24 protein-coding genes are annotated in these 21,353 nt (G+C 65.3%); 14 read left to right on the forward strand and 10 right to left on the reverse strand.

Features of this window, described 5'->3' with window-relative positions; genetic code table 11:
* Positions 1 to 51: 51 nt before the first annotated feature.
* The 3 genes from ACRYLT_RS08295 to ACRYLT_RS08305 are packed head-to-tail and all read right to left on the reverse strand — an operon-like array spanning position 52 to position 3,894.
* On the reverse strand, positions 52 to 765 hold the full coding sequence (locus tag ACRYLT_RS08295) for a hypothetical protein (protein ID WP_482663615.1): 714 nt from the start codon (positions 763 to 765) through the stop codon (positions 52 to 54).
* On the reverse strand, positions 746 to 2,788 hold the full coding sequence (locus tag ACRYLT_RS08300) for a CHASE2 domain-containing protein (protein WP_482663616.1): 2,043 nt from the start codon (positions 2,786 to 2,788) through the stop codon (positions 746 to 748). Before ACRYLT_RS08300 ends, ACRYLT_RS08295 begins: the two co-directional genes overlap by 20 nt.
* Positions 2,789 to 2,835: 47 nt before the next feature.
* On the reverse strand, positions 2,836 to 3,894 hold the full coding sequence (locus ACRYLT_RS08305; RefSeq protein WP_482663617.1) for a phosphotransferase family protein: 1,059 nt from the start codon (positions 3,892 to 3,894) through the stop codon (positions 2,836 to 2,838).
* A 290-nt stretch (positions 3,895 to 4,184) separates the two neighbouring features.
* On the opposite strand from ACRYLT_RS08305, the gene ACRYLT_RS08310 reads away from it, so the two are divergent.
* The 5 genes from ACRYLT_RS08310 to ACRYLT_RS08330 all read left to right on the forward strand — a co-directional run bounded on the left by ACRYLT_RS08310 (position 4,185) and on the right by ACRYLT_RS08330 (position 7,742).
* On the forward strand, positions 4,185 to 4,319 hold the full coding sequence (locus ACRYLT_RS08310) for a hypothetical protein (RefSeq protein ID WP_482663618.1): 135 nt from the start codon (positions 4,185 to 4,187) through the stop codon (positions 4,317 to 4,319).
* Between the two features lie 67 nt (positions 4,320 to 4,386).
* On the forward strand, positions 4,387 to 5,388 hold the full coding sequence (locus tag ACRYLT_RS08315; protein ID WP_482663619.1) for a HEAT repeat domain-containing protein: 1,002 nt from the start codon (positions 4,387 to 4,389) through the stop codon (positions 5,386 to 5,388).
* Positions 5,372 to 6,325, forward strand: a complete 954-nt coding sequence (locus ACRYLT_RS08320; protein WP_482663620.1) for a transposase — start codon at positions 5,372 to 5,374, stop codon at positions 6,323 to 6,325. Before ACRYLT_RS08315 ends, ACRYLT_RS08320 begins: the two co-directional genes overlap by 17 nt.
* Before the next feature lie 76 nt (positions 6,326 to 6,401).
* On the forward strand, positions 6,402 to 6,956 hold the full coding sequence (locus tag ACRYLT_RS08325; protein WP_482663621.1) for a tetratricopeptide repeat protein: 555 nt from the start codon (positions 6,402 to 6,404) through the stop codon (positions 6,954 to 6,956).
* A gap of 159 nt (positions 6,957 to 7,115) precedes the next feature.
* Positions 7,116 to 7,742: a superoxide dismutase gene (locus ACRYLT_RS08330; RefSeq protein WP_482663622.1), complete on the forward strand. Its 627-nt coding sequence runs from the start codon at positions 7,116 to 7,118 to the stop codon at positions 7,740 to 7,742.
* Positions 7,743 to 7,841: 99 nt separating this feature from the next.
* On the opposite strand, the gene ACRYLT_RS08335 is transcribed toward ACRYLT_RS08330, so the two are convergent.
* The 6 genes from ACRYLT_RS08335 to dapF are packed head-to-tail and all read right to left on the reverse strand — an operon-like array spanning position 7,842 to position 13,226.
* Positions 7,842 to 8,615, reverse strand: coding sequence for an ABC transporter permease (locus ACRYLT_RS08335; protein WP_482663623.1), 774 nt, complete (start codon positions 8,613 to 8,615; stop codon positions 7,842 to 7,844).
* Positions 8,612 to 9,541: an ABC transporter ATP-binding protein gene (locus ACRYLT_RS08340; protein WP_482663624.1), complete on the reverse strand. Its 930-nt coding sequence runs from the start codon at positions 9,539 to 9,541 to the stop codon at positions 8,612 to 8,614. Before ACRYLT_RS08340 ends, ACRYLT_RS08335 begins: the two co-directional genes overlap by 4 nt.
* A 13-nt stretch (positions 9,542 to 9,554) precedes the next feature.
* Positions 9,555 to 10,193, reverse strand: a complete 639-nt coding sequence (locus tag ACRYLT_RS08345; RefSeq protein ID WP_482663625.1) for an inner membrane-spanning protein YciB — start codon at positions 10,191 to 10,193, stop codon at positions 9,555 to 9,557.
* Positions 10,190 to 11,089, reverse strand: a complete 900-nt coding sequence (ftsY, locus tag ACRYLT_RS08350; protein WP_482665424.1) for a signal recognition particle-docking protein FtsY — start codon at positions 11,087 to 11,089, stop codon at positions 10,190 to 10,192. Before ftsY ends, ACRYLT_RS08345 begins: the two co-directional genes overlap by 4 nt.
* Positions 11,090 to 11,112: 23 nt before the next feature.
* Complete coding sequence (mtaB, locus tag ACRYLT_RS08355) at positions 11,113 to 12,426, reverse strand: tRNA (N(6)-L-threonylcarbamoyladenosine(37)-C(2))-methylthiotransferase MtaB (protein WP_482663626.1); 1,314 nt, start codon at positions 12,424 to 12,426, stop codon at positions 11,113 to 11,115.
* Positions 12,423 to 13,226 (reverse strand): diaminopimelate epimerase, encoded by an 804-nt coding sequence (gene dapF / locus ACRYLT_RS08360; RefSeq protein WP_482663627.1) that lies wholly within the window; start codon positions 13,224 to 13,226, stop codon positions 12,423 to 12,425. The genes mtaB and dapF overlap by 4 nt, the downstream gene beginning before the upstream one ends.
* Positions 13,227 to 13,492: 266 nt before the next feature.
* Here dapF and ffh point away from each other — a divergent pair, with 266 nt between their 5' ends.
* Genes ffh through rimM form a run of 3 tightly spaced genes read left to right on the forward strand, consistent with a single transcriptional unit; the run spans position 13,493 to position 15,972 of the window.
* Positions 13,493 to 14,950 (forward strand): signal recognition particle protein, encoded by a 1,458-nt coding sequence (gene ffh, locus ACRYLT_RS08365; protein WP_482663628.1) that lies wholly within the window; start codon positions 13,493 to 13,495, stop codon positions 14,948 to 14,950.
* 23 nt (positions 14,951 to 14,973) lie between these two features.
* The gene (gene rpsP / locus ACRYLT_RS08370; protein WP_482663629.1) at positions 14,974 to 15,480 is read left to right on the forward strand and encodes a 30S ribosomal protein S16; all 507 of its coding nucleotides are present in this window, start codon (positions 14,974 to 14,976) and stop codon (positions 15,478 to 15,480) included.
* 6 nt (positions 15,481 to 15,486) lie between these two features.
* Positions 15,487 to 15,972, forward strand: a complete 486-nt coding sequence (rimM, locus tag ACRYLT_RS08375; protein ID WP_482663630.1) for a ribosome maturation factor RimM — start codon at positions 15,487 to 15,489, stop codon at positions 15,970 to 15,972.
* On the opposite strand, the gene ACRYLT_RS08380 is transcribed toward rimM, so the two are convergent.
* A complete protein-coding gene (locus tag ACRYLT_RS08380; RefSeq protein WP_482663631.1) occupies positions 15,969 to 16,889 on the reverse strand; it encodes an NAD(P)/FAD-dependent oxidoreductase in 921 nt (306 codons plus the stop codon). The two genes, rimM and ACRYLT_RS08380, sit on opposite strands and share 4 nt — an antisense overlap.
* Before the next feature lie 105 nt (positions 16,890 to 16,994).
* On the opposite strand from ACRYLT_RS08380, the gene ACRYLT_RS08385 reads away from it, so the two are divergent.
* The 6 genes from ACRYLT_RS08385 (at position 16,995) to ACRYLT_RS08410 (ending at position 21,342) form a co-directional block, all read left to right on the forward strand.
* Entirely contained in the window at positions 16,995 to 18,527 is a 1,533-nt protein-coding gene (locus ACRYLT_RS08385; RefSeq protein WP_482663632.1) for a serine hydrolase domain-containing protein, read from the forward strand.
* Positions 18,528 to 18,564: 37 nt separating this feature from the next.
* Positions 18,565 to 19,065: a hypothetical protein gene (locus tag ACRYLT_RS08390; protein ID WP_482663633.1), complete on the forward strand. Its 501-nt coding sequence runs from the start codon at positions 18,565 to 18,567 to the stop codon at positions 19,063 to 19,065.
* Positions 19,066 to 19,083: 18 nt separating this feature from the next.
* The gene (gene trmD / locus ACRYLT_RS08395) at positions 19,084 to 19,830 is read left to right on the forward strand and encodes a tRNA (guanosine(37)-N1)-methyltransferase TrmD (RefSeq protein ID WP_482663634.1); all 747 of its coding nucleotides are present in this window, start codon (positions 19,084 to 19,086) and stop codon (positions 19,828 to 19,830) included.
* Positions 19,827 to 20,255, forward strand: a complete 429-nt coding sequence (gene rplS, locus ACRYLT_RS08400; protein ID WP_482663635.1) for a 50S ribosomal protein L19 — start codon at positions 19,827 to 19,829, stop codon at positions 20,253 to 20,255. Before trmD ends, rplS begins: the two co-directional genes overlap by 4 nt.
* Before the next feature lie 137 nt (positions 20,256 to 20,392).
* Positions 20,393 to 21,001 carry a PadR family transcriptional regulator gene (locus ACRYLT_RS08405; protein ID WP_482665425.1) on the forward strand — a complete coding sequence of 203 codons (609 nt, stop codon included), beginning with the start codon at positions 20,393 to 20,395 and terminating at the stop codon, positions 20,999 to 21,001.
* Positions 20,998 to 21,342 carry a DUF2218 domain-containing protein gene (locus ACRYLT_RS08410; RefSeq protein ID WP_482663636.1) on the forward strand — a complete coding sequence of 115 codons (345 nt, stop codon included), beginning with the start codon at positions 20,998 to 21,000 and terminating at the stop codon, positions 21,340 to 21,342. Before ACRYLT_RS08405 ends, ACRYLT_RS08410 begins: the two co-directional genes overlap by 4 nt.
* The last annotated feature ends 11 nt before the right edge of the window (positions 21,343 to 21,353 follow it).

Genomic DNA, 21,353 nt, shown 5'->3' on the forward strand with positions numbered 1-21,353 from the left:
CGGCGCCTCCCGGGAGGCGCCGCCCTCGATCTTCGTGGAATGTCGCCGAAGCTATTGCTGGGTCGGCGCACTGTCGACGAGCAGGTCGAGCTGCTCGCGGCACTCATTCTCGATCAGCGCCTGGGCGACGCCCTGCATGTCGGCGGGCGCCGACGGAAGCATCCTGAACGTGATCCGCGACGGAACCGCGATCCCCGGATGCTGAAGGCTGTATTCGGCGCCCCCGGAAATGGCGAGGTCCGACGGCCAGGCGATGGTCGCTCGACCGGCCGGCCACTCGACCTGGCGGCTTCCGCCCGGACCGCTGATCGTCAGCGTCGCCGTCTCGCTCGGATCGGGGCGCCACAACATCACGTTGGTCGGATTGGCGAGGCACATATTGCCGCTCTGGGTGACGTCGACATGCCAGATGGTCGTCGGGCTGCTCGGAACGATTCCGGCGCTGCGCACCGCCCCGATCCGGGCGCGACGGCCGTCCGAGGTGGCGACCGTTCGGGCCGCCGTCTGCTGCGACGACGCCAGGTTGTAGGTGCCGGCACCGCGGAAGGTCCGCGTTCCGCGCGAGTCGAGGACGACCAGAGTGTCGCCGTCGCGCAATGTGACTCGAGCGTTGTCGGGCAGTGAGCGGCCCGGCGGATAGCTCTTCGCCGAGGGGCCGGCGGACCGAACGACGAGGACGTTGGCGGCCGCCGAAGCGGCGGCGGTGACGAACAGCGCGCCAATGGCGAGGCGGCGGATCGAAGCTCTACTTGGAACCCAAGACAAAATACCCTCCCGGACCTGCTTCCCTGATCCTATAGACGAATTCCTGGAGCGCTGCATCCTCCTTGTTGAGGGCGGCAATCTGCTCGATTTCGGCGAGCGCCGAAGCGTCGCCGCCGTCGAAGCGGAGCCAGAGCGCATTCAGTCGAGCGCGGATTTCCGACGCCATGTGCGGCACCGGTTCCCACACTTCGACCGGAGTCGACCGGCCGCTGACGACGATCCGGCCCATCGGCCGGAACACGTCCAGGGTGGATTCCCGCTTCGCTTCGCTGCTGACCAGGATCGTCGTCTTGAGCGCCTTGTTGGCCGATTCGAGCCGAGCCGCCGTGTTCATTCCGTCGCCGAGCGCCGTATACTGGATCCGGTCCTTGCCGCCGAAATTGCCGACCACCGCCTCGCCGCGATGAAGGCCGACTCGAGTCCGGCCGATCGGCGGAATGTCGTCGCCGGCGGTGCGGGCGAATTCCTGTCCGCATTCGTACATCGCCATGGCCGCCCTCGCTGCGCGATCGGCATCATCCTCGCGAGCGATCGGAGCGCCCCAGAAGGCGACCACGGCATCGCCGACGAACTTGTCGATCGTTCCCCCATGCCTGAGCACCGTTTCGCTCATCAGGTCGAGATAGCGGTTGAGCAGTGTGGAAAGCTGTTCGGGGGTGATGGCGTGGCTCAGCTTGGTGAAGCCTTCCAGATCCGTGAACAAAGCGAAGATCTGCTTCTTTTCGCCGCTGAGGGCGAGTCGGCCGGGATCGCGCATGATTTCGCTGGCGACATCGGCGGGAAGATATTTGCCCAGCGCGGACTGGGCGAAGCGGCGCTGTTCCGAACCGACGGCGCGGGCGGCGGTGCCGACCCCGACGAAGGCGAACAGCCAGCCGACCGCCCAGCCGGCGGCCGGAAGATCGATCGTGTCGACATCGATCGACTGGAGGTGGAAGGGGAGATAACCGAAAAAGGCGAGCTGAAGGACGAGGGCAAGACCGAGCTTCCAGCCGCGCAGCTCGAGCAGGCTGCTGAGCGCTCCGGAAATGACGACGCCCAGGGCCGCGAGCCAGAGCGCCCAACCCGGAAGCCGAGCCGGCATCCGTCCGTCGAGCAGCTGGGCGAGCATCTGGGCGTGGACTTCCAGCCCCTTCATCCAGCCATAGTCGAACCGGGTCAGAGGCGTTTCGAAATCGTCGAGATCGTGGATGTCGCCGCCGATCAGAACGTAGCGGCCGCGTATCTGCTCCGCCAGCCCCGCTTCGACGGCGGCTCGGGCCTCGGCCGGCAGCTCGCCGGTTTCGAGCTGGGCAAGCACTTCGATGGACAGTTTGGGGAAACGCCCAGCGTCCGAATCGGCCGGAAGCTGGAAATCGATGCTTCCGCCATATTCACGAAATTCGGGATGGATCGGCGCCATGGCGGTCGTCAGCAGCGGCGGAAGGCCGTCATCCTGGCGAGTCCAGCGCCGGATCACACCATCCTCAAGGTCGGGTTCCATCCGGATGCTGGCCGGCCGCACCAATGGCGAGCCGACCCGGTCGAGGAAGCCGCGCAGAAATTGTTCCTGCCAAGGCTCCATCTGGTCCGGATTGGTCGCGGCAGTCGCGAAGGCGAGGTAGGTGGGCGTGCGCAGGCCCTGAAAGGCGCGGATCAGCGCCTCGTCCTCCGGCTGGGACTGATCGATCAATATGTCGATCCCGATCGCCCGAGGACCCATCCTGTCGAGCGCGGTCAAGGCCTGGGCGAGCATCTGGCGATCCAGCGGCGAACGCTTGCCCAGGAGCTCAAGCGTGGCGTCGTCATAGACGACCAGGGTGATGCGCGAATCCGGCTCCTCGACGACTTCGGCCGTGCTCTTCAGGCGCAGGTCGTAGAGCGCCCGCTCCGCATCGCTGACGAGCGGCAGCTCCCAGCCGGCGCGGGCGACGTAGAGACCGAGGAGGAGGAAGAGCAGGGTGCCGACCAGGCGAGCCGGTCCGACCTGCCGGAAGGCGCGCCTCAGCCTTTCGTTCCAGCCGCTGGTTGCCGCTTGCGTCATTTTCCCCCTCGGCCCAGCCTAGGGGATCGGCATCGGCGCGCAACCCCCTAGCGGGCGCCGGCCTTCAACGCCTGCGCCCAGGCCAGTTCCGCGAGCGGCTCCAGCCGCTTCACCATCTCGCCCGCATGAGCCGAGGAGGCATTGCCCCGGACCAGCCTTCCCTTGATTCCGTGAACGATCCCGGCGAGTCGGAAAAGATTGAAGGCCATGTAGAAATCGAGGTCGGGAATGTTGTCGCGGCCGGTTCGGCGGCAATAAGCGGCAACATAGTCGGCCTCGGACGGGATGTTCAGTGCCGAGAGGTCGCGGCCGGCAAGCGCGTCCGGCATTCGATACATCATCAGGTGATAGCTGAAGTCCGCGAGCGGGTGGCCGAGGGTCGACAATTCCCAGTCCAGCACGGCCAGCACTTCCGGCCGATCCGGATGGAAGATCATATTGTCGCAGCGGAAGTCGCCATGGATGATCCGCGGCTGCGGCTCGTCGGGAGGCACGTTGTCCGGCAGCCATTCGACCAGACGGTCCATGGCGGGAACGCGGCCAGCCTCGGCATCCTGCTGATATTGCTTGGACCAGCGCGCGATCTGCCGAGCGAAATAATTGCCCGGCTTGCCATAATCGCCCAGCCCCGCCGCCTCGGGATCGATCCGGTGAAGCGCGGCGATGGTCGCGTTCATCGCGTCGAAATAGGCCGGGCGATCGCCAGCCTCCAGTTCCGGCAAAGCGGGGTCCCAGAAGATGCGGCCCTCAACCATCTCCATCACGTAGAAAGCGGTTCCGATCACTTCCTCGTCGAGACAGAGGGCATGGCTCCTCGCCACCGGGAAACCCTGCCCGCCCAAGGCCGTGATCACGCGATATTCCCGGTCGACCGCATGCGCCCCGGGCAGAAGGGGACCCGGCGGCTTGCGCCTGAGCACATAATTCCGTGACGGAGTGATCAGCTTGTAGGTCGGATTGGATTGGCCGCCCTTGAACTGCTCGACCCTGAGCGGCCCGGCAAAGCCTTCCACATTCGCGGTCAGCCAGGCTTCCAGCCTTGCCTCGTCGAAGCGATGGGCGCTGCGCACCTCGCTTGTGCCGCTGTTCTGCGCACTCCTGTCCACTCCCCACTGGCTAGACGGCGCCGCAGGGGAGGTAAAGAGCCGGAAGAAACAGCTTGGTAAACAGAGGGTTCCCAAACACGGTAAATTTTTTTCTAACCATGCGACATGTCCGCCGATTTCCAGGGACTAAGGCCAGCGAGGGAGGTTTGAACGCTCTTCCCGGGGGGAGTCAGCGAAGGGTGCCAGCACGGCATCCCAAGTCGGCTCACGCGCCGGGCGGTTTCTTGGCCGAGCCGTGGGCGTTCACCGCTTTCCTCTTGTCGGTACCCGACTATCAGAGGGGAATATCAATGAAGAAGAAGATCGAAATCGGCGCGATCCCGGAGCTGAAGACCAGCGTCGGGCTGCACGGTTCGTTGAAGCAGAAGGAGGTCGGCGGACCTCTCTGCCTCGGCGCCGTCCTCGCCATCTTTATCGCCCTTTGAGGCGTGACAAGGGCGGAGGGTGCGTGCACCTTCCGCCCACTTTTTTGAACTTTCCGGAGCTTTCGAGATGATTCCTGGCGCGGCTCTGGCTGCCTGGCTGACCGATCGGGACGCCCAGAAGCGGTCCTACGAAACCGTCGAAGCCTGCGCCCGCAAATGGAGCCGTCACCGGCTGCTGAACGTGCTGGAACGGGACATGACCCTGCTTCGGGACCGAACGGCGGCGAACGTCCTGGCGCTGGCACGCGACTTTATCGACGCCGCCGGTGAGCTTGACGAGATGATGGCGGAAATGATCGCCCTCTGCCGGGCCGATCCCTTTTTCCGGCCGCCGATGCACCCGATTTCGAGCGAAATTCACAACGGGCTTCTGCTCTACAACCATCCCGACCTATCGATCGCGTTGGGAGTCAGCGGGGTCGAGATGCTGGCGGCGAAGAAGTCGGTCAAGAATCGCGCCGCTTCCATCGCCTTTACGGGCGTCACGACACTGTTCCGTTACGTCAAGGCCGGGGGCGCCACCATCTCCTTCTGGGAGGCGCCGGCGATCGAGGACGGGTTCATCGCCTCCGATGCGGGAAGCTGTCGCCTCACCGGCCGCCGACGGATCGAGGATGGCGAGGAGATATTGATCGACGGGCGCCGCCAGAGCTTCGTGATCGAGCATGCCGAAGGCGACATGCTCTTCTTCCAGGCGATCGTCCGCGCCGGCGCGGCGCCGCTTGCCGCGGAATATGACAGCAGGAGCCTGGCCTTTCTGAGCGCCAGCAGCACCGACGAGGCGAGCTCTCGGGTCCAGATGATGGTTTCACTGCTCCGAACGATGGAGCGCGATGACGCCTTTCCGGTGCTGGAGGAACTGCTCGACAATCCGAATTTCTACACGCGCTGGTACATCATGCGCGAAATGTTGGCGATGGATTCGGAAGGTTCGGCGCCCGCCTTGAGGCGAATGGCCACTTCCGATCCCCATCCCGAAGTCCGTGCCGCCGCTCAGCAGACTCTGCAGCTCTTCTTCGGAGAGGAGCTGCAAGCGCCGATGGAGACCCGAAGTGCCGCGCATCATTGACGCTCCCACCGACGAGAAGCTGGAGCTTGCCGAACTCGTCGAGCTTCTCGAGACCGGCGATTTCGACAGCCAGGACGAAGACAATTTCGCGTCCTGGGGGCCGGCGCTGAAGAAGCTCGCCAACAACCGCACCTTTCTCGGCGACCTGATGATCGAGGAGCTGAAGCAGCGCTGCGAAGGGCAGGTTCGCGAAAACCAGTATAGCGCCCAGGTGGTGATGCTTCACAGCCGGTCGCGCCGCTTCATGATGCGCGCCAATTTCTGGCCCGCCGTCAAGGACAGCGTCATCCGCCATAGCGGCACCGATCCCTTCTTCTACGGCGTGCCGCACGACCATAATTTCTCGTTCCTGACGGTCGGCTATCTCGGGCCGGGCTATTGGAGCGACTATTACGAATATGATTATGGCGACGTCATCGGCTATCCCGGCGAAGCGGTGAACCTGCGGTTCGTCGAGAAATCGAGGCTCGAACCCGGCAAGGTCATGCTCTACCGGGCGCACAGGGACATTCACCTGCAGCTTCCGGCCGACGAAATGAGCGTCTCGCTCAATATCGTCGAAGCCTCGCACAGCTCCGCCTTTCGCGACCAGTATCGGTTCGACGTGGACAATGGCCGGGTCGACGGGATCATGACCCGAATGTCGCTGGAGCCGATGCTGGCCGTTTGCGCCCATTATGGCGACCCCAACGGGCTCGACCTGATCGCGGAATTCGCGGCTCGCCATCCGAGCGACCGGATCCGCTGGTGCGCGCTTCGGGCGAAGGCCTCGGCCGCGAGGAGCCTCGACGAGCGCATCGCCATCTTCGAGGAGGCGTCGCGATTGCCGAACCTGCTGGTCAGCGCGATGGCGAGGCGGGAGATCGAGCGGCTCGAGGCCGGTCGCGCCTGGATCGAGGACAGGCCCGTCCTTCAGGCCCTTCAGCCGGCTGCCTGAATCCTCCGCCCGTTGGCGGACCCGGGAGAGTCGTGATATAAGCTGCGGTGGTGGGCTGTTCTCGAAGGAGATCGCCATGGCTGCTCGCAAGATCGCCCTGGCCGCCCTTTTGTTGGCGGCACCAATCCCGGCTTTCGCCGGTGTCCAGGTCGTCGGCAGTTCCGATGCCCGAATGTGCTTCGAAGCGGCGGAGTCGCCGATGCTTCCGCAGCCGAGACACCTGCGCTATTGCGACGACGCGCTGCTCAGGGCTCAGCTCACCGCCTATGAAACCGTCGCCACTCATGTGAATCGCGGAATCCTTCGGCTCCGGCGTGGCGCGGTGGACGAGGCGATCGCCGATTTCGACCGGGCGATAGCGCTCGATCCGAACCAGCCGGAAGCCTATCTCAACAAGGCGACCGCAGTGATGCGGCGGGACAATCCGGTCGAAGCCGCGCGATTGTTCACCGTCGCGCTGGAGCGCAACACCAGCCGACCCCATCTCGCCCATTACGGCCGGGCGGTCGCCAACGAGGCGCTCGGCAATGTCGGCGCTGCCTATCGCGACTATCGCCAGGCGAGCCTGCTCGCGCCCGAATGGAACGAGCCGCGACAGGATCTGCAGCGTTTCCGGGTGGTGCCTCGCTAGGAGACAGCGGGTCGAATCGCGACGGGGAGTAACGGGGCCGGCGGTCGCCCGATCGGCATCTCACCGGCCAGGGGGCTCGACCGGTCCTGATCGGGCAAAAGCATGGTTCCGCTTTCCTCCTCGAGGCGTTAGCGAAGCGCCAGAAGGAGGAAAGCAACCATGCCCTTCAGGCTACCAGACCTGCCCTATTCCAAGGAGGCGCTCGGCGACTTCATGTCGGCCGAAACGCTGGATTTCCACCACGGCAAGCACCACAAGGCCTATGTCGACAAGACCAATGCCATGGTCGGCGACAAGGGCCTGGACGGACGGCCGCTGTCGCAGGTGATCCTCGCCGCCAAGGAGCGCGGCGACTCGCCTTTGTTCAACAACAGCGCCCAGATCTGGAATCACAGCTTCTACTGGCAGTGCCTCGCGCCACCCGAAGGCCAGCGCCCGACCGGCCAGCTCGCCGAGCTGATCGACGAGGCGTTCGGATCGACCGATGCCATGCTCGCCAAGCTCAAGGAGGAGGCGGTCGGCCATTTCTCCAATGGCTGGGCCTGGCTGGTGCTCGACCGGGACCAGCTTCGGATCACTTCGCTCCACGATGCCGACACGCCGGTCGCCTATGAGGGCATGAAGCCCTTGCTGACGCTCGATGTGTGGGAGCATGCTTATTATATCGACTATCGCAACGAACGGCCGCGCTTCGCCGAAACGGTGCTCGGCAACATCATCAACTGGGAATTCGTTGCCCAGAATCTCGACGGCAATGGCGTGAGCCGAGCGGACCAGGAAGGCTAGTCCGACCGATCCGCACAGGAAACAGAGCGGCGGAGCCTGCAGGCGGCATGATGGCCGCCGGTCGGCTCCGCCGCTTTTCTCAATGACGCACGAGCGCGTTCAGGTCTTGAGGCGATAGCCGGTGCGGAAGATCCAGTAGACGATCCCGAGGCACAGAAAGAAAAAGCCGAGAGTCGCGGCCAGGCTCAGGGCCACTCCGACGTCGGACGTCCCGTAGAAGCTCCAGCGGAAGCCCTCGATCAGATAGACGATCGGGTTGAAATGGGTGATCGTCCGCCAGGGCTCATCGAGCATCGAGATCGAGTAGAAGGCGCCGCCGAGGAAGGTCAGGGGAGTCACGATCAGCATCGGGATGAACTGGATCTGCTCGAAATTCTTTCCCCACACGCCAATGATGAAGCCGAACAGGCAGAAGGTGACGGAAATCAGCACCAGGAAGGCGATCATCCAGACCGGATGTTCGATCCTGATCGGAACGAACAAGGCGGCCGTGGCCAGGATCACCAGGCCGAGGACGATCGATTTGGTGGCCGCGGCGCCGACATAGCCGATCACCGTTTCGAGCGGCGAAACCGGGGCAGACAGTAGCTCGTAGATCGTGCCGGTGAACTTTGGAAAGAAGATCCCGAAACTGGCATTGAAGATGCTCTGGGTGAACAGCGACAGCATGATCAGCCCGGGGACGATGAAGGCGCCATAGGGAACGCCGCCGGTCGCATCGACCCGGATGTTGCTTCCGATCGCCGCACCGAACACGACGAAGTAAAGCGAGGTCGTGATCACCGGCGTGACCAGGCTCTGCCAGAGGGTTCGAAGCGCCCGCGCCATTTCGAAGCGATAGATCGCCCATACACCATGATGGTTGAAGCTCACCGGGCCGCCCCCTGAACGAGATTGACGAAAATTTCCTCGAGCGAGCTTTGCCGGGTGTTCAGATCCTTGAATCCGATTCCGGCGTCGCTCATTCGCCGAAGCAGCGACGGCACCCCGGTCCGCTCGGCATTCGCATCGAACACGTAGACCAGTTCATGGCCCTCGGCCCTGAGCTCCAGCTTCCATTCGGATAGATCGGGCGGAATGGCGGCGAGCGGCTCGGCCAGGTTCAAGGTCAGCTCCTTCTTGCCGAGCTTCTTCATCAAGGCGTTCTTTTCCTCGACGACCACCAGCTCGCCCTTGCTGATCACCCCGACCCGGTCCGCCATCTCCTCGGCTTCCTCGATATAATGGGTGGTGAGGATGATGGTGACTCCGCCTTCCCGAAGCTCCCGAACCAGATTCCACATGTCGCGCCTCAGCTCGACATCGACTCCGGCGGTGGGTTCGTCGAGGAACAGGATCTCCGGTTCGTGGCTGAGCGCCTTGGCGATCATCACCCGGCGTTTCATGCCGCCGGACAATTCCATGATCTTCGCCTTGCGCTTGTCCCAGAGCGAGAGGTCCTTGAGGATCTTCTCGACATAAGCGGGATTGGGCGGACAGCCGAACAGGCCGCGACTGAAGTTGACCGTCGCCCACACGCTTTCGAACGCGTCGGTGTGGAGCTCCTGCGGGACGAGGCCGATCTTGCGGCGGGCGATCCGATAGTCGCGGCGATGGTCGTGCCCGTCCACCAGCACCGTCCCGCCCGTCGCCGTGACGATCCCGCACACGATGCTGATCATCGTCGTCTTGCCGGCGCCGTTGGGGCCGAGCAGGGCGAATATCTCGCCCTTGTGGATGTCGAGATCGAGCGGCTTCAGCGCCTGAAGCCCCGACGCATAGGTCTTGCTCAGCCCCCTGATCGAAATGACCGGCTCCATATTCCCCCTCATCCTATTGAGTCGGCGGCAGCGGCGGCTCTTCGCGCGACTCTTCCAGGGCGAAGCCGTGCCGCATCAGCATCGGCAGGTTGCCCATCATGAACAGGAAGGTCGCCGGAAGGAAGAACCACAGCTTGAAACCGATCCAGAAATCCGTGCTGGTCGACCGCCAAACCGCTTCGTTGAGGATCGCCATGACGATGAAGAAGATCACCCAATTGCGGGTGAGCAGGTACCATCCCCGGTCCGTCAGCCCCGGATAGATGGTGCCGAGCACCATCTTCAGCAGGTTACGCCCCGTCGCCATTCCGAACATCAGCAGTCCGGCGACCACCAGATAGTAGATGGTCGGCTTGATCTTGATGAAGGTCTCGTTGTGGAGCCAGATGGTCAGGCCGCCGAGCACGACCACGGTCAGCCCCGAGAACCAGAGCAGGGGCGAGATGTGCCGATATTTGAGCTGCGAAACCAGCATCGCCGCCATCATCGCCACCATGAAGGCGCCGGTGGCGACGAAGATCTTGATGGCGTCCGGGACCGGCGCGAAGAAGTTGGTGAGGAAGAAGACGAGCAGCGGGCCGAGATCGATCATCAGCCGGGCGCCGGCGCCCGGACCCGAAGCGGCGTCTGCCGGCCTGGATGGTTCGTTCATACCGCCACTCCCGCAATCGCTCGCGCCGCTTCGGCCGGGTCGAACGGGCGAAGATCGTCCATTCCCTCGCCCACTCCGATCGCGTGGATCGGAAGCGCATATTTGTCGGCCGCGGCGACCATCACGCCGCCGCGGGCGGTGCCGTCCAGCTTGGTCATGACCAGGCCGGTGACTCCGGCCACCTCGCGGAACACTTCGATCTGGGACAAGGCATTCTGACCGGTGGTGGCGTCGAGAACGAGCACGACATCGTGCGGCGCGGCCGGGTTGAGCCGGCCGAGGACGCGCCGGATCTTGGCCAGTTCGTCCATCAGATGCTTCTTGTTCTGGAGCCGCCCGGCCGTGTCGACGATCAGCACGTCAATGCCTTCGGCCGTGGCTTTCTTGACCCCGTCGAACACGATCGCCGAACTGTCGGAGCCTTCCGGCCCGCAAATGATCGGAACTCCGGCCCGATCGGCCCAGATCCTCAGCTGTTCGATCGCGGCGGCGCGGAACGTATCGCCGGCAGCGAGGAGCACCGAATAATCCTGTTCCTGAAACAGGTGGGCGAGCTTGGCGATCGTCGTCGTCTTGCCCGATCCGTTCACTCCAACGACCAGGATCACCTGCGGGCGCGGGAAGGCATCGATCTCCAGCGGTTCGGCAACCGGCCGGAGGATCTTCTCCAGTTCCTGAGCGACGACCTCGCGAACCGCCGTTTCGGTGAGTCCGCGCTCGAAACGTTCGCCGGCCAGGCGCTCCCTGATCTTCGCCGCCGTGGCGGGGCCGAGGTCGGAGGCGATCAGCGCTTCCTCGATCTCGTCGAGCGTGTCCTCGTCGAGGCTTCCCCTCACGAAAAGTCCGGTCAGATTGTCGCCGAGCCGGTCGGAGGTCTTCTGGAAGCCTGCCCGCATGCGCTCGAACCAGGGCGTTTCGGTCACTTGGAGCACCTTGCTGTTGAATCGATCTTTCCCCGGGAGGGGTCGGCGCCAGGCCGTGGGCATGGCGCACCCGCCGGCGCGAGGCCCGGTACGCCGATCAGGGCATTGTCCGAAACGGCGGTCACCCGCACGTCGACGATCGAGCCGACGGCTCCGCCCTCCAGCCGGACCGGCGCGAAATTCTCGCAATGGCCGTTTCCGTCCCGCTCGACGAGGACCTTCTGGCGAGTCCCCACCAGCGCGTTCAGCCATGCAGTCCGGCGGCGCCCGCTCGCCTCCCGCAAGCGTCTCGCCCGTTCCTTGACCAGTGGCGGCGGAACCTGAGGCATGCGCGCCGCCGGCGTTCCGCGCCTGGGCGAGAAGGGGAAGATATGGCCCATCACGATGTCGCAATCGTCGATCAGGCGAAGCGAATTCTCGTGCATGGCCTCCGTTTCCGTCGGGAAGCCGGCGATCAGGTCGGCGCCGATCGCGATTTCCGGCCGCTTCGCCTTCAGCCGGGCCACCGTCTCGACGGCCTGGACCCGGCTGTGGCGCCGCTTCATCCGCTTGAGGATCATGTCGTCACCGGCCTGGAAGCTCATATGGAGGTGCGGCATGAAGCGCGGCTCGCCGGTGGCAAGGTCGAACAGCCGATCGTCCATCTCGATGCAGTCGAGCGAGGAGAGCCTCAGCCGCGGAAGCTCCGGCACGTGGCGGAGGATACGCTCGATGAGCTGTCCGAGCGTCGGTGAGCCGGGAAGATCCGGGCCGTAGCTCGTGACGTCGACTCCCGTCAGGACGATTTCCTGGAAGCCCTCGCCGACGAGCGCCCTGATCCGTTCGACGACGAGGCCGGCCGGGACCGAGCGGCTGTTGCCGCGGCCGAAAGGGATGATGCAGAAGGTGCAACGATGGTCGCAGCCATTCTGAACTTCGACGAAGGCTCGCGAGCGCTCGGCGAAACCTTTGATCAGATGCGGCGCGGTTTCCCGGACCGTCATGATGTCGGAAACATGCACGCCCGAGGCTTCCGGAAGGAAGCTTCGGAAGTCGAACTTTTCGCGATTGCCCAGCACCTGGCTGACTTCGGGCATGGCCGCGAACCGCTCCGGCTCGACCTGGGCGGCGCAGCCGGTGACGATCACTCGGGCCTCGGGGCGAGCGCGCTTCGCCTTCCGGATCGCCTGGCGGGTCTGGCGGACCGCCTCGTTGGTGACGGCGCAGCTGTTGACGACGACGAGATCCTGCTGGTCGCCGGCCAGCTGCCGGATCGTCTCGCTTTCGGCCGAATTGAGCCGGCAACCGAGGGTGATGACCTCGAGGCTCATGAGGGAAGCTCGCCGGTGAAGACATGAGTGGCCGGGCCGCTCATTCGGACCGATTTGCCGGGCGCCCAGTCGATCGTCAGGGTTCCGCCGGGAAGTCGGACTTCGACCGGTGAGCGCAATTTGCGGTACCTGATCGCGGCGACGGCAGTCGCGCAGGCGCCGGTGCCGCAGGCCCGGGTCAGCCCCGAGCCGCGCTCCCAGACTCGCAGATCGATGGCCGCCGCTCGGCCGGCATCGCTTCGGATCGTGGCAAGGTTGACGTTGACGCCCTCCGGAAAAAGCGGATCCTTCTCGATTGTCGGGCCAAGCCGCGCCAGATCCACGGTCGCCTCATCCTCGACGAAGAAGATGACGTGCGGATTGCCGACATTGACCGCGGCGGGATTGCGCAATTCCTCCCAGCCGACCGGCATCGCCGCCGTGTCCATCGCATAAGCGAGTGGAATATCCTCCCAGCCGAAGCGGGGTTCGCCCATGTCGACGGTCGCCGCCGAGCCATTGGCGGAGGCGCGGATGATTCCGCCTTTCGTTTCGATGCTGCTGTCCCCGCCTTCGAGCAGGGCGACGCAGCGGGAGGCGTTGCCGCAGGACTCGACCTCGCCGCCATCGGCATTCCAGATGCGCATCCGGACGTCGGCGACTTGGGATGGTTCGAGCAGGATCACCTGGTCGCAGCCGATCCCGGTGCGCCGGTCGGCAAGGGCGCGCGCGCGGTCGCCATCCATCTCGACCGCGCCGTCGCGAGCGTCGAGGATGACGAAATCGTTGCCGAGGCCGTGCATCTTGCGGAAGCGGATCATTGCGCCCGCGATCTAGGGAGCGGGGGCGTCCAAGTCCACCTCAGCGGCTCCGGGGCAGGGGACAATCGTCGCCGGGACAGCGGTCCGGAACATGTCGATCGTACCGCCTGGCGGCGACGGCTCACTTGCCTTTCCTTGCCCCCGAGGCTATGCGCCCCCACATCCCGTTCACGGGTGAGTGCTGAAGCGCCACGAGCGCACGCTGGCCGGCGAGTTTCGCCCGCCGGCGCTTTTGCGTTTGGGCCATGAGGCAAGGAGCGAGTTTGATGTTCGAAAGTCTGGGCGATCGCCTTTCCGGCGTGTTCGACCGCCTGCGCGGTCGCGGCGCCCTGACCGAGGCCGACGTGCGAGCGGCGATGCGCGAGGTCCGGATCGCCTTGCTCGAAGCCGACGTTGCGCTTCCGGTCGTCCGCGCCTTCGTCGACAAGGCCACCGAACAGGCGGTTGGTCAGCAGGTGCTTCGATCGGTCACCCCCGGACAGCAGGTCGTCAAGATCGTCCATGACGCCCTGGTCGAGATGCTCGGTACCCAGGAGGCCGGGCTCGACCTTGCGGTGACTCCGCCTGCCGTCGTGATGATGGTCGGTCTGCAGGGTTCGGGCAAGACGACCAGCACCGCCAAGATTGCCAAGCGGCTCACCGAAAAGGAACGCAAGAAGGTCCTGATGGCCTCGCTCGACGTCGCCCGCCCGGCGGCGCAGGAGCAGCTCGCCGTGCTCGGCCGGCAGGCCAATGTCGCGACCCTTCCGATCGTTCCGGGCCAGGCTCCGGTCGACATTGCCCGGCGAGCGATCAATGCAGCGCGGCTTCAGGGCTATGACGTCCTGATGCTCGACACGGCTGGACGGCTTCACGTCGACCAGGCGCTGATGGACGAGATGAAGGCGGTTGCCGAAGTCTCCCAGCCCCAGGAAGTGCTTCTCGTCGCCGACGCGATGACGGGCCAGGACGCGGTCAATGTCGCGAAGAGCTTTGTCGACGAGATCGACCTGACCGGAGTCGTTCTTACCCGGCTCGATGGCGACGCCCGGGGCGGCGCGGCGCTGTCGATGCGCGCCGTCACCGGCCGACCGATCAAGTTTGCCGGCGTCGGCGAGGGGCTGGAGCAGATCGAGGCCTTTTCGCCGGAGCGGATTGCCGGCCGGATCCTCGGCATGGGCGACATCGTCAGCCTGGTCGAGCGCGCCCAGGAAACGATCAAGGCCGACGAGGCCGAGGCGCTCGCCCAGAAGATGGCGAAGGGCCAGTTCGATCTGAACGACCTTCGCTCCCAGCTTCAGCAGATGCAGCGCATGGGCGGCCTTGGCGCCTTGGCTTCGATGCTTCCCGGCATCGGCAAGATGAAGAACCAGATCAACCAGAGCGGCGTCCTCGAAGGCAATGTGCTGGGCCGGCTCGATGCGATCATCACCTCCATGACTCCCAAGGAGCGGGCGAAGCCCGAGCTGATGAACGCCAAGCGCAAGATCCGCGTCGCCAAGGGCTCGGGCACGACCGTCCAGGAAGTGAACAAGCTTCTGAAGATGCACCAGGAAATGGCCACGGCCATGAAGAAGATCCGAAAGATGGGCGGGCTTGGCAAGCTCGGCGCGCTGTTCGGCGGCGGCATGGGCGGGCTGGGTGGCCTTCCCCCAGGCGGGGCGGGGCTCCCGCCCGGCGGGCTTCCCGGCCTCCCCGGCCCCGGCGGAGCGCCGTTCAACCTTCCCGGCAAGTTCAAGAAATAGGTTTCTGAAGAAAGGAAATATCCATGGCAGTTGCAATCCGGCTTTCCCGGGGCGGCGCGAAGAAGCGGCCCTATTACAAGATCGTCGTGGCGGATTCCCGCACCGCCCGTGACGGCAAGTTCATCGAGCGTATCGGCAGCTACAATCCGATGCTGCCCAAGGATTCGCCGGAGCGCGTGAAGCTCGACGTCGAGCGCGCCCGCCATTGGCTGAGCGTCGGCGCCAAGCCGTCCGACCGCGTCCTTCGCTTCCTCGACGCCGCCGGAGTCCAGGAGCGCCCGGCCCGGAGCAACCCGAAGAAGGGTGAGCCCGGCGAAAAGGCGAAGGAGCGCGCCGAGGAGCGCGCCGCCCGCGAGGCCGAGGCCGCCGAGGCTGCCGCCGCTGCTGCGGCCGAAGAGGCTCCGGCCGAAGGTGGCGAAGGCGAGGCGACCCCGGCCGACGAGGCTCCCAATGAGGGCCAGTCCACCTCCGAGCCGGTGGAAGGCGCCGACGAAGCCGCTCCCGCCGAAGGCGCCGAGAAGGCCGAGTAAGCCGGCTTGACCGAAAAACAGGTGACCCTCGCCGCCATCGCCGGCGCTCACGGCGTCGGCGGCGAGGTGCGCCTGAAACTCTTTGCCCAGAGCGTCGACAGCCTGAAACGGCATCGCCGGCTGTTCGCCGGCGACCGGCCGTTGACCTTGAAGTCCGTTCGCGGCGCCCAGAAAGGGGCGATCGCCACTTTCGCGGAAGTAGACGACCGCAATGCCGCCGAAGCGCTTCGCGGGCAGTTGCTGACTGTTCCCCGATCGGAGCTTCCTCCGCTCGAGGAGGGGGAATATTATCATGCCGATCTGATCGGCCTGACCTGCGAGAACCGCGAAGGCGAAGCGATCGGCAAGGTGGTTGGGGTCGAGGATTTCGGCGCCGGCGACCTGTTGGAGGTGGAACGGCCCGACGGCCGCCGCTCGCTGATCCCGTTCAGGCCCGGAATCGCCGATCTCGCCGATGGCAGGATCGTGCTTGATCCCGTGTTTCTCGCCTAGCGGAGCAGCGGCTGTAACCTGGCGAGATCGTTGCGGATGGTGGTCGCGGCAACTCCGCCTTCGCCCATGGCGTGGCTGATCTGGTCGAGCCCGATCACCACATCGCCTGCGGCATAGATTCCCGGGACATTGGTGCGCTGGTGATCGTCGACGGTGACGCAGCCGGTGTCGGCATTGAGCGCGACTCCGATCTGTTCGGCGAGCTCGGTATGGGTGTCGGATCCGAGCGCCGGATAGATGCTGTCGAAGGTATGGTGGCCTTCCGCCGTTTCGACGACGATGCATTCCTTCTGGACCGCGACTCCCCGTGAGGGCCCGTCCACAGTGCGGATGCCATAGTCGCGAAGCCGCTGCTGGTCCTTCTGGTCGAGATCGTGAGCCTTGTCCGGAGCGATCAGGGTGACGTCGGCGGTATAGCCGCGAAGGAATACGGCTTCGGCGACTCCATGGCTGCCGCTGCCGATCACTCCGACCGTTCGATCCGTGACTTCATAGCCGTCGCAGATCGGGCAGTAGCGGATCAATCCCCGCGCAAGCGCTTCGTCGTGAAGCTCCTCGTCCATATCCGGGCGCCGGTTGCGCACTCCGGTCGCGAGAAGGATCGTCCGGGCCTTTGCCGACCCTTCCCCCCATTCGGCGGAAAAGCCACCCTCGATCGTATCGAGGCGAGTGACTCGCGCGTTGCTGAAGGCGACTCCATATTTCTCCGCCTGGGCGCGCATCCGAGCGAGCAGTTCGTTGCCGGAGATTCCGTCGGTGAAGCCGGGAACGTTGCGCGTGCAGGGGATCCAGCTGGCGCGGCTCCGGCCGGAGTCGACGACCCGCACCGACATGTGGAAGCGGGACAGGTAGATGGCCGCGGTCAGCCCCGCCGGGCCTCCGCCGACGATCAGGCAGTCATAATCCAGGTCGCTCATTCGCGTCACAGCGCGGCAGCGGCGGACCGGTTCCCTCGCCCCGAACCGCTGGCGCAGTTCGCTTCCTCGCGCTAGGTCCCGGAGGAGCGTTGGGAGGAGGGGTCGATGAAGATTCTGGTCGCCGCAGTGGCGAGTCTGCTTTTGCTTGAAAGTCCGGTGGCCGCGCAGGCGCCGAACGAAGCCTCGGCCCAGGAGGCGCGGAGCCTCAGCGAGGTCCTCGCCGCGATCGACCGGCGGTTCGAAACTTATCAGAGCGAGCAGCCGGTGCCCGGGCTGGTCTGGGGCGTGGTGATGAACGGGCAGCTCGTCCATGTTCGAGCCTTCGGAAGCCAGGAGCCGAATTCGCCTCGGCCCGTCACCGCCGACAGCCTGTTTCGGATCGCGTCCATGTCCAAGGCGTTCACCGGCCTCGCGATCCTGAAGCTGCGCGACGAAGGGCGGCTGAGGCTGGACGACCTTGCCGAGCAATATGTGCCGGAGATGCGCAACTGGCGCTATCCGACCGCGGACTCGCCGCGCATTCGCATCCGTGACCTGCTCGCTCACGTGCCGGGCTTCGTGACGGACGATCCCTGGGGCGATCGCCAGCAGATATTGAGCGAGGCCGATTTCACTCGGATGCTCCGGGACGGCGTCCCCTTCACCCAGGCGCCGCAGCTGCGGATGGAATATTCCAATTTCGGCTATGCCCTGCTCGGGCGGATCATCACCAACGCTTCGGGGCGACCCTACAAGGACTATATCGAACAGACGATCATGCGTCCGCTCGGGATGAATTCGAGCGGGTACGAGATCGCCGAATCGCCGCTCGACCGCCGGGCGATCGGCTATCGCTGGGAAAATGACTCCTGGCTTCGCGAGCCGGACATGCGCCACGGCACCTTCGGGGCGATGGGCGGAGTCCAGACCAGCGCCAACGATTATGCCCGCTGGATCGCCTTCCTGCTCTCGGCCTGGCCGGCGCGCGACGATCCCGAGGCCGGACCCGTGCGCCGGGCGACGGTGCGGGAGATGGGGCAGGGACTGAACTTCGCAACTATCTCTTCGCGCCCATCGAGCGGCGGCGACCCATGTCCGATGGTTCAAGCTTACGGCATGGGTCTTATCGCGCTTCAGGACTGCAACTTCCGTCAGATGCTCACCCATAGCGGCGGCTATCCCGGCTACGGTTCGTTCATGGTGATTCTGCCGGATCATTCGACCGGCCTGTTCGCCTTCACCAACCGAACCTATACCGCGCCCGCCCGGCTGGTGATGGAGGCTGCCCAGGACCTTCTTCGCGCCGGGCAATTGCCGACCCGCGAGATTCCGGTGAGCGAGGCGCTCGCTTCCACTTACCGGGCCGCCGGCGCCGCCTGGCAGGCGGGCACGATCGAACCGGCCCGAAACCTTCTGGCGATGAACTTCTTGATGGATCGGTCGTCCGAGAACTGGACCCGTTATCTGGCGGACCTTCGGGAACAGGTCGGCACCTGCCGGACGGACGCGCCGATCGTTGCGACCGGCGTCCTGTCCGGCAATTTCGCCTGGACGTGCGATCGCGGGCGGCTTCAGGGCCAGCTGCTGCTTGCTCCGACCAGCCCGCCGACGATCCAGGCCCTGCGCTTCCGGCCGGTGCTGGATCCGCCGGCGCAATGAGGAGCTTTGAGGAGGCGCGCGTGAACAGGAGAGGGCCATGATTGCGATCCCTCGCGACTGGCTGAGGGCGAACTGGTTCGTTGCGGCCGCGCCGCTGCTGCTTCTGACCGAATGGCTCGTCGTCCGCGACGTCGGCTCCGAGGTGGGCCGCCATCTGGAGGCGGTGGTGCTTTTCGACCTTTGCATCTTCGTGCCCGCCCTCTTCGTTTTTTGCTACCGCGCCACCCTGCCGCTCGGGCAGCTGATCCTGCGCACCGCAGCCTTGGTCTGCCTGGGCATCTACGTCGCCGGCTGGCTCGTCCCCGCCGAAGCTCAACGTCTGCTGCCGCAACTCGCCTGGGCGCGCATCGCGGGATTGGTCGTTCTCGCGCTCATCGAGCTTCGCCTGCTGCTCGCCATGATCAACTTGGTTTATCGGAAGAATCCGACGGTCGAACAGGTTCAGGCCGCGAGCGGCGCGCCGGCCTGGATCGCCCGCCTGCTTCTGATCGAAGCGCGCTTCTGGCGCGCGGTCTGGAAGCTGATCCGCCGGCGCTGACAGGCCGCGCTTCGCGACATGAGCTGGGCCGCAACCATCCTCACGCTCTACCCGGACATGTTCCCGGGTCCGCTGGGGCACAGCCTCGCCGGGCGGGCGCTGGAGGAGGGGATCTGGTCCCTCGAAACGGTTCAGATCCGCGACTTCGCGACCGACCGGCATCGGTCGGTCGACGACACGCCGGCCGGGGGCGGAGCCGGAATGGTGATGCGGGCCGACGTGCTTGCCCGCGCCGTCGATGCCGTTCTGGAACGCCGTCCCGAGGCGCCGCTCCTGGCCATGACTCCCCGCGGCGAGCCGCTGACCCAGAACCGCGTTCGCGAGCTTGCCGGCGGGGACGGCGTGTCGATCCTGTGCGGGCGTTTCGAGGGAATCGACGAGCGGCTTTTCGAGGCACGACCCATTGTTCCGGTGTCGATCGGCGACTATGTTCTTTCCGGCGGCGAGACGGCGGCTTTCGTCCTCCTCGACGCTTGCGTTCGGCTGCTTCCCGGAGTAATGGGCCAGCCTTCCAGCGGAGAGGAGGAGAGCTTCGAAAGCGGCCTTCTCGAATATCCGCATTATACCCGACCTTATGAATGGGAAGGGCGCACGATCCCCGAAGTGCTGCGATCGGGGGATCATGCGAAGATCGCCGCCTGGCGAAAGGCCAAGGCGGAAGAGGTGACACGGCTAAGGCGGCCGGACCTTATCGAGCGCCACGGGGGCGCACGAAGGCCACCGCCCTCTGGCGCGCAGCGCGAAGACGAAGAGAGCAAGACATGAACCTGATCCAGCAGCTCGAGGCCGAGCAGATCGAAAGCCTGACCCAGGCGCGCGCCATTCCCGAATTCCGCCCCGGCGACACTCTGCGCGTCGGAGTGAAGGTGGTCGAAGGCGACCGCACCCGAATCCAGAATTTCGAAGGCGTCTGCATCGCCCGCGCCAACAAGGGCCTGGGCAGCTCCTTCACCGTTCGCAAGATCAGCTTCGGCGAGGGCGTCGAGCGCGTCTTCCCGCTTTATTCGCCGAACGTCGACTCGATCGAAGTCGTCCGCCGTGGCGCCGTCCGCCGGGCTAAGCTTTATTATCTGCGTGGCCGGACCGGCAAGGCCGCCCGAATCGCCGAGCGCCGCGATACGCGCACCGCACCCGAGCCGAAGGCCGCGGCCCGGACCGCAACTCCGGAAACGGAGACCGCCGAAGGCTGAACCTGCCGCGCTGACAGCAAGATGAGAGGCGGTCGCCCCGGCGGCCGCCTTTTTCTTTGGGTGCGCTCACGATATATCTTGAACCGGATTTACGCTGAAGATATATCGCAGCCAATCGAAGGAGTGATGAGATGGGCATGCGATTCAGGATGCAGGGCTGCGGTCCGCGAGGCGGTTTCCCGGAAGGGCTGCTGGCCATGGCCTTCGGCGGCCGTGGCTGGGGCAAAGGCTGGGGCGGTTGGGATGGCGAATGGGGCGGGCGTCATGGCGGCGGACGCAGTCGCCGGCGCGTCTTCGATGCCGGCGAGCTTCGCCTGGTCCTTCTCAGGCTGATCGCCGACCAGCCGCGCCACGGCTATGACCTGATCCGGGCGATCGAGGAGATGACCCACGGCGTCTACGCGCCGAGCCCCGGAGTGGTCTATCCCACCCTCACCATGCTTCAGGACATGGGACTGATCGAGGAGCAGCAGTCGGAAGGCTCGCGAAAGGTTTTCGCCGCCACGGCCGAAGGCAGGGCGCATCTCGACGAGAAGGCGGAGGAGATCGAATGTCTCCTGGAGCGGCTGGACGATCTCGGCAGCGATCAGCGCCGAGCGGGCGGTGCCCCGATAAAGCGCGCGGTCGGCAACCTGCTTTCCGCCTTGTGGCACCGATCCACCCGCGAAGATGTCGACGAACAGAAGCTCCACGAAATCGCTGCCATCCTCGACGAAGCGGCGCAGAAGATCGAGCGTCTGAAATGAGCGCCGCAACGAGCAACGCTTCGGTGCGGACCGGAAACGGCGCGCGCTATCTGCAGCAGCTTTGCAAGCATTGGTCGCACAACCTGCAGGTCGACTTCACCGCGGACCAGGGGCAGATCGTCTTTCCCCACGATGCGCGCGGCGCCGACTGGCCGGGCGAAGGGGTCGTCACCCTGAAGGCCCGCGACGACCGGCTCGACTGTCGGATCGAAGCGTCGGCGCCGGGGCAGCTCGAAGCCCTGAAGGGCGCGCTCGAGCGGCATCTCGACCGCTTCGCCTTCCGCGAAGCGCCGCTCGGTTTCGAGTGGCGGGACGAGGAGGGAAGGTCGACCTCGGGATGATCCGCCATGGC

Source organism: Sphingosinicella sp. SM1-17 (assembly GCF_056821765.1).

Bases quoted from the DNA above. Each gene is read 5' to 3' on its own strand.
- ACRYLT_RS08405 (WP_482665425.1), top strand. From the start codon at position 20,393: ATGCGATTCAGGATGCAGGGCTGCGGTCCGCGAGGCGGTTTCCCGGAA.
- ACRYLT_RS08330 (WP_482663622.1), top strand. From the start codon at position 7,116: ATGCCCTTCAGGCTACCAGACCTGCCCTATTCCAAGGAGGCGCTCGGC.
- ACRYLT_RS08315 (WP_482663619.1), top strand. From the start codon at position 4,387: ATGATTCCTGGCGCGGCTCTGGCTGCCTGGCTGACCGATCGGGACGCC.
- ACRYLT_RS08380 (WP_482663631.1), bottom strand. From the start codon at position 16,889: ATGAGCGACCTGGATTATGACTGCCTGATCGTCGGCGGAGGCCCGGCG.
- ACRYLT_RS08385 (WP_482663632.1), top strand. From the start codon at position 16,995: ATGAAGATTCTGGTCGCCGCAGTGGCGAGTCTGCTTTTGCTTGAAAGT.
- rplS (WP_482663635.1), top strand. From the start codon at position 19,827: ATGAACCTGATCCAGCAGCTCGAGGCCGAGCAGATCGAAAGCCTGACC.
- ffh (WP_482663628.1), top strand. From the start codon at position 13,493: ATGTTCGAAAGTCTGGGCGATCGCCTTTCCGGCGTGTTCGACCGCCTG.
- ACRYLT_RS08300 (WP_482663616.1), bottom strand. From the start codon at position 2,788: ATGACGCAAGCGGCAACCAGCGGCTGGAACGAAAGGCTGAGGCGCGCC.
- ACRYLT_RS08410 (WP_482663636.1), top strand. From the start codon at position 20,998: ATGAGCGCCGCAACGAGCAACGCTTCGGTGCGGACCGGAAACGGCGCG.
- ACRYLT_RS08310 (WP_482663618.1), top strand. From the start codon at position 4,185: ATGAAGAAGAAGATCGAAATCGGCGCGATCCCGGAGCTGAAGACCAGC.
- ACRYLT_RS08345 (WP_482663625.1), bottom strand. From the start codon at position 10,193: ATGAACGAACCATCCAGGCCGGCAGACGCCGCTTCGGGTCCGGGCGCC.
- dapF (WP_482663627.1), bottom strand. From the start codon at position 13,226: ATGATCCGCTTCCGCAAGATGCACGGCCTCGGCAACGATTTCGTCATC.
- ACRYLT_RS08340 (WP_482663624.1), bottom strand. From the start codon at position 9,541: ATGGAGCCGGTCATTTCGATCAGGGGGCTGAGCAAGACCTATGCGTCG.
- trmD (WP_482663634.1), top strand. From the start codon at position 19,084: ATGAGCTGGGCCGCAACCATCCTCACGCTCTACCCGGACATGTTCCCG.
- mtaB (WP_482663626.1), bottom strand. From the start codon at position 12,426: ATGAGCCTCGAGGTCATCACCCTCGGTTGCCGGCTCAATTCGGCCGAA.
- rpsP (WP_482663629.1), top strand. From the start codon at position 14,974: ATGGCAGTTGCAATCCGGCTTTCCCGGGGCGGCGCGAAGAAGCGGCCC.
- ACRYLT_RS08325 (WP_482663621.1), top strand. From the start codon at position 6,402: ATGGCTGCTCGCAAGATCGCCCTGGCCGCCCTTTTGTTGGCGGCACCA.
- ftsY (WP_482665424.1), bottom strand. From the start codon at position 11,089: ATGCGGGCAGGCTTCCAGAAGACCTCCGACCGGCTCGGCGACAATCTG.
- ACRYLT_RS08390 (WP_482663633.1), top strand. From the start codon at position 18,565: ATGATTGCGATCCCTCGCGACTGGCTGAGGGCGAACTGGTTCGTTGCG.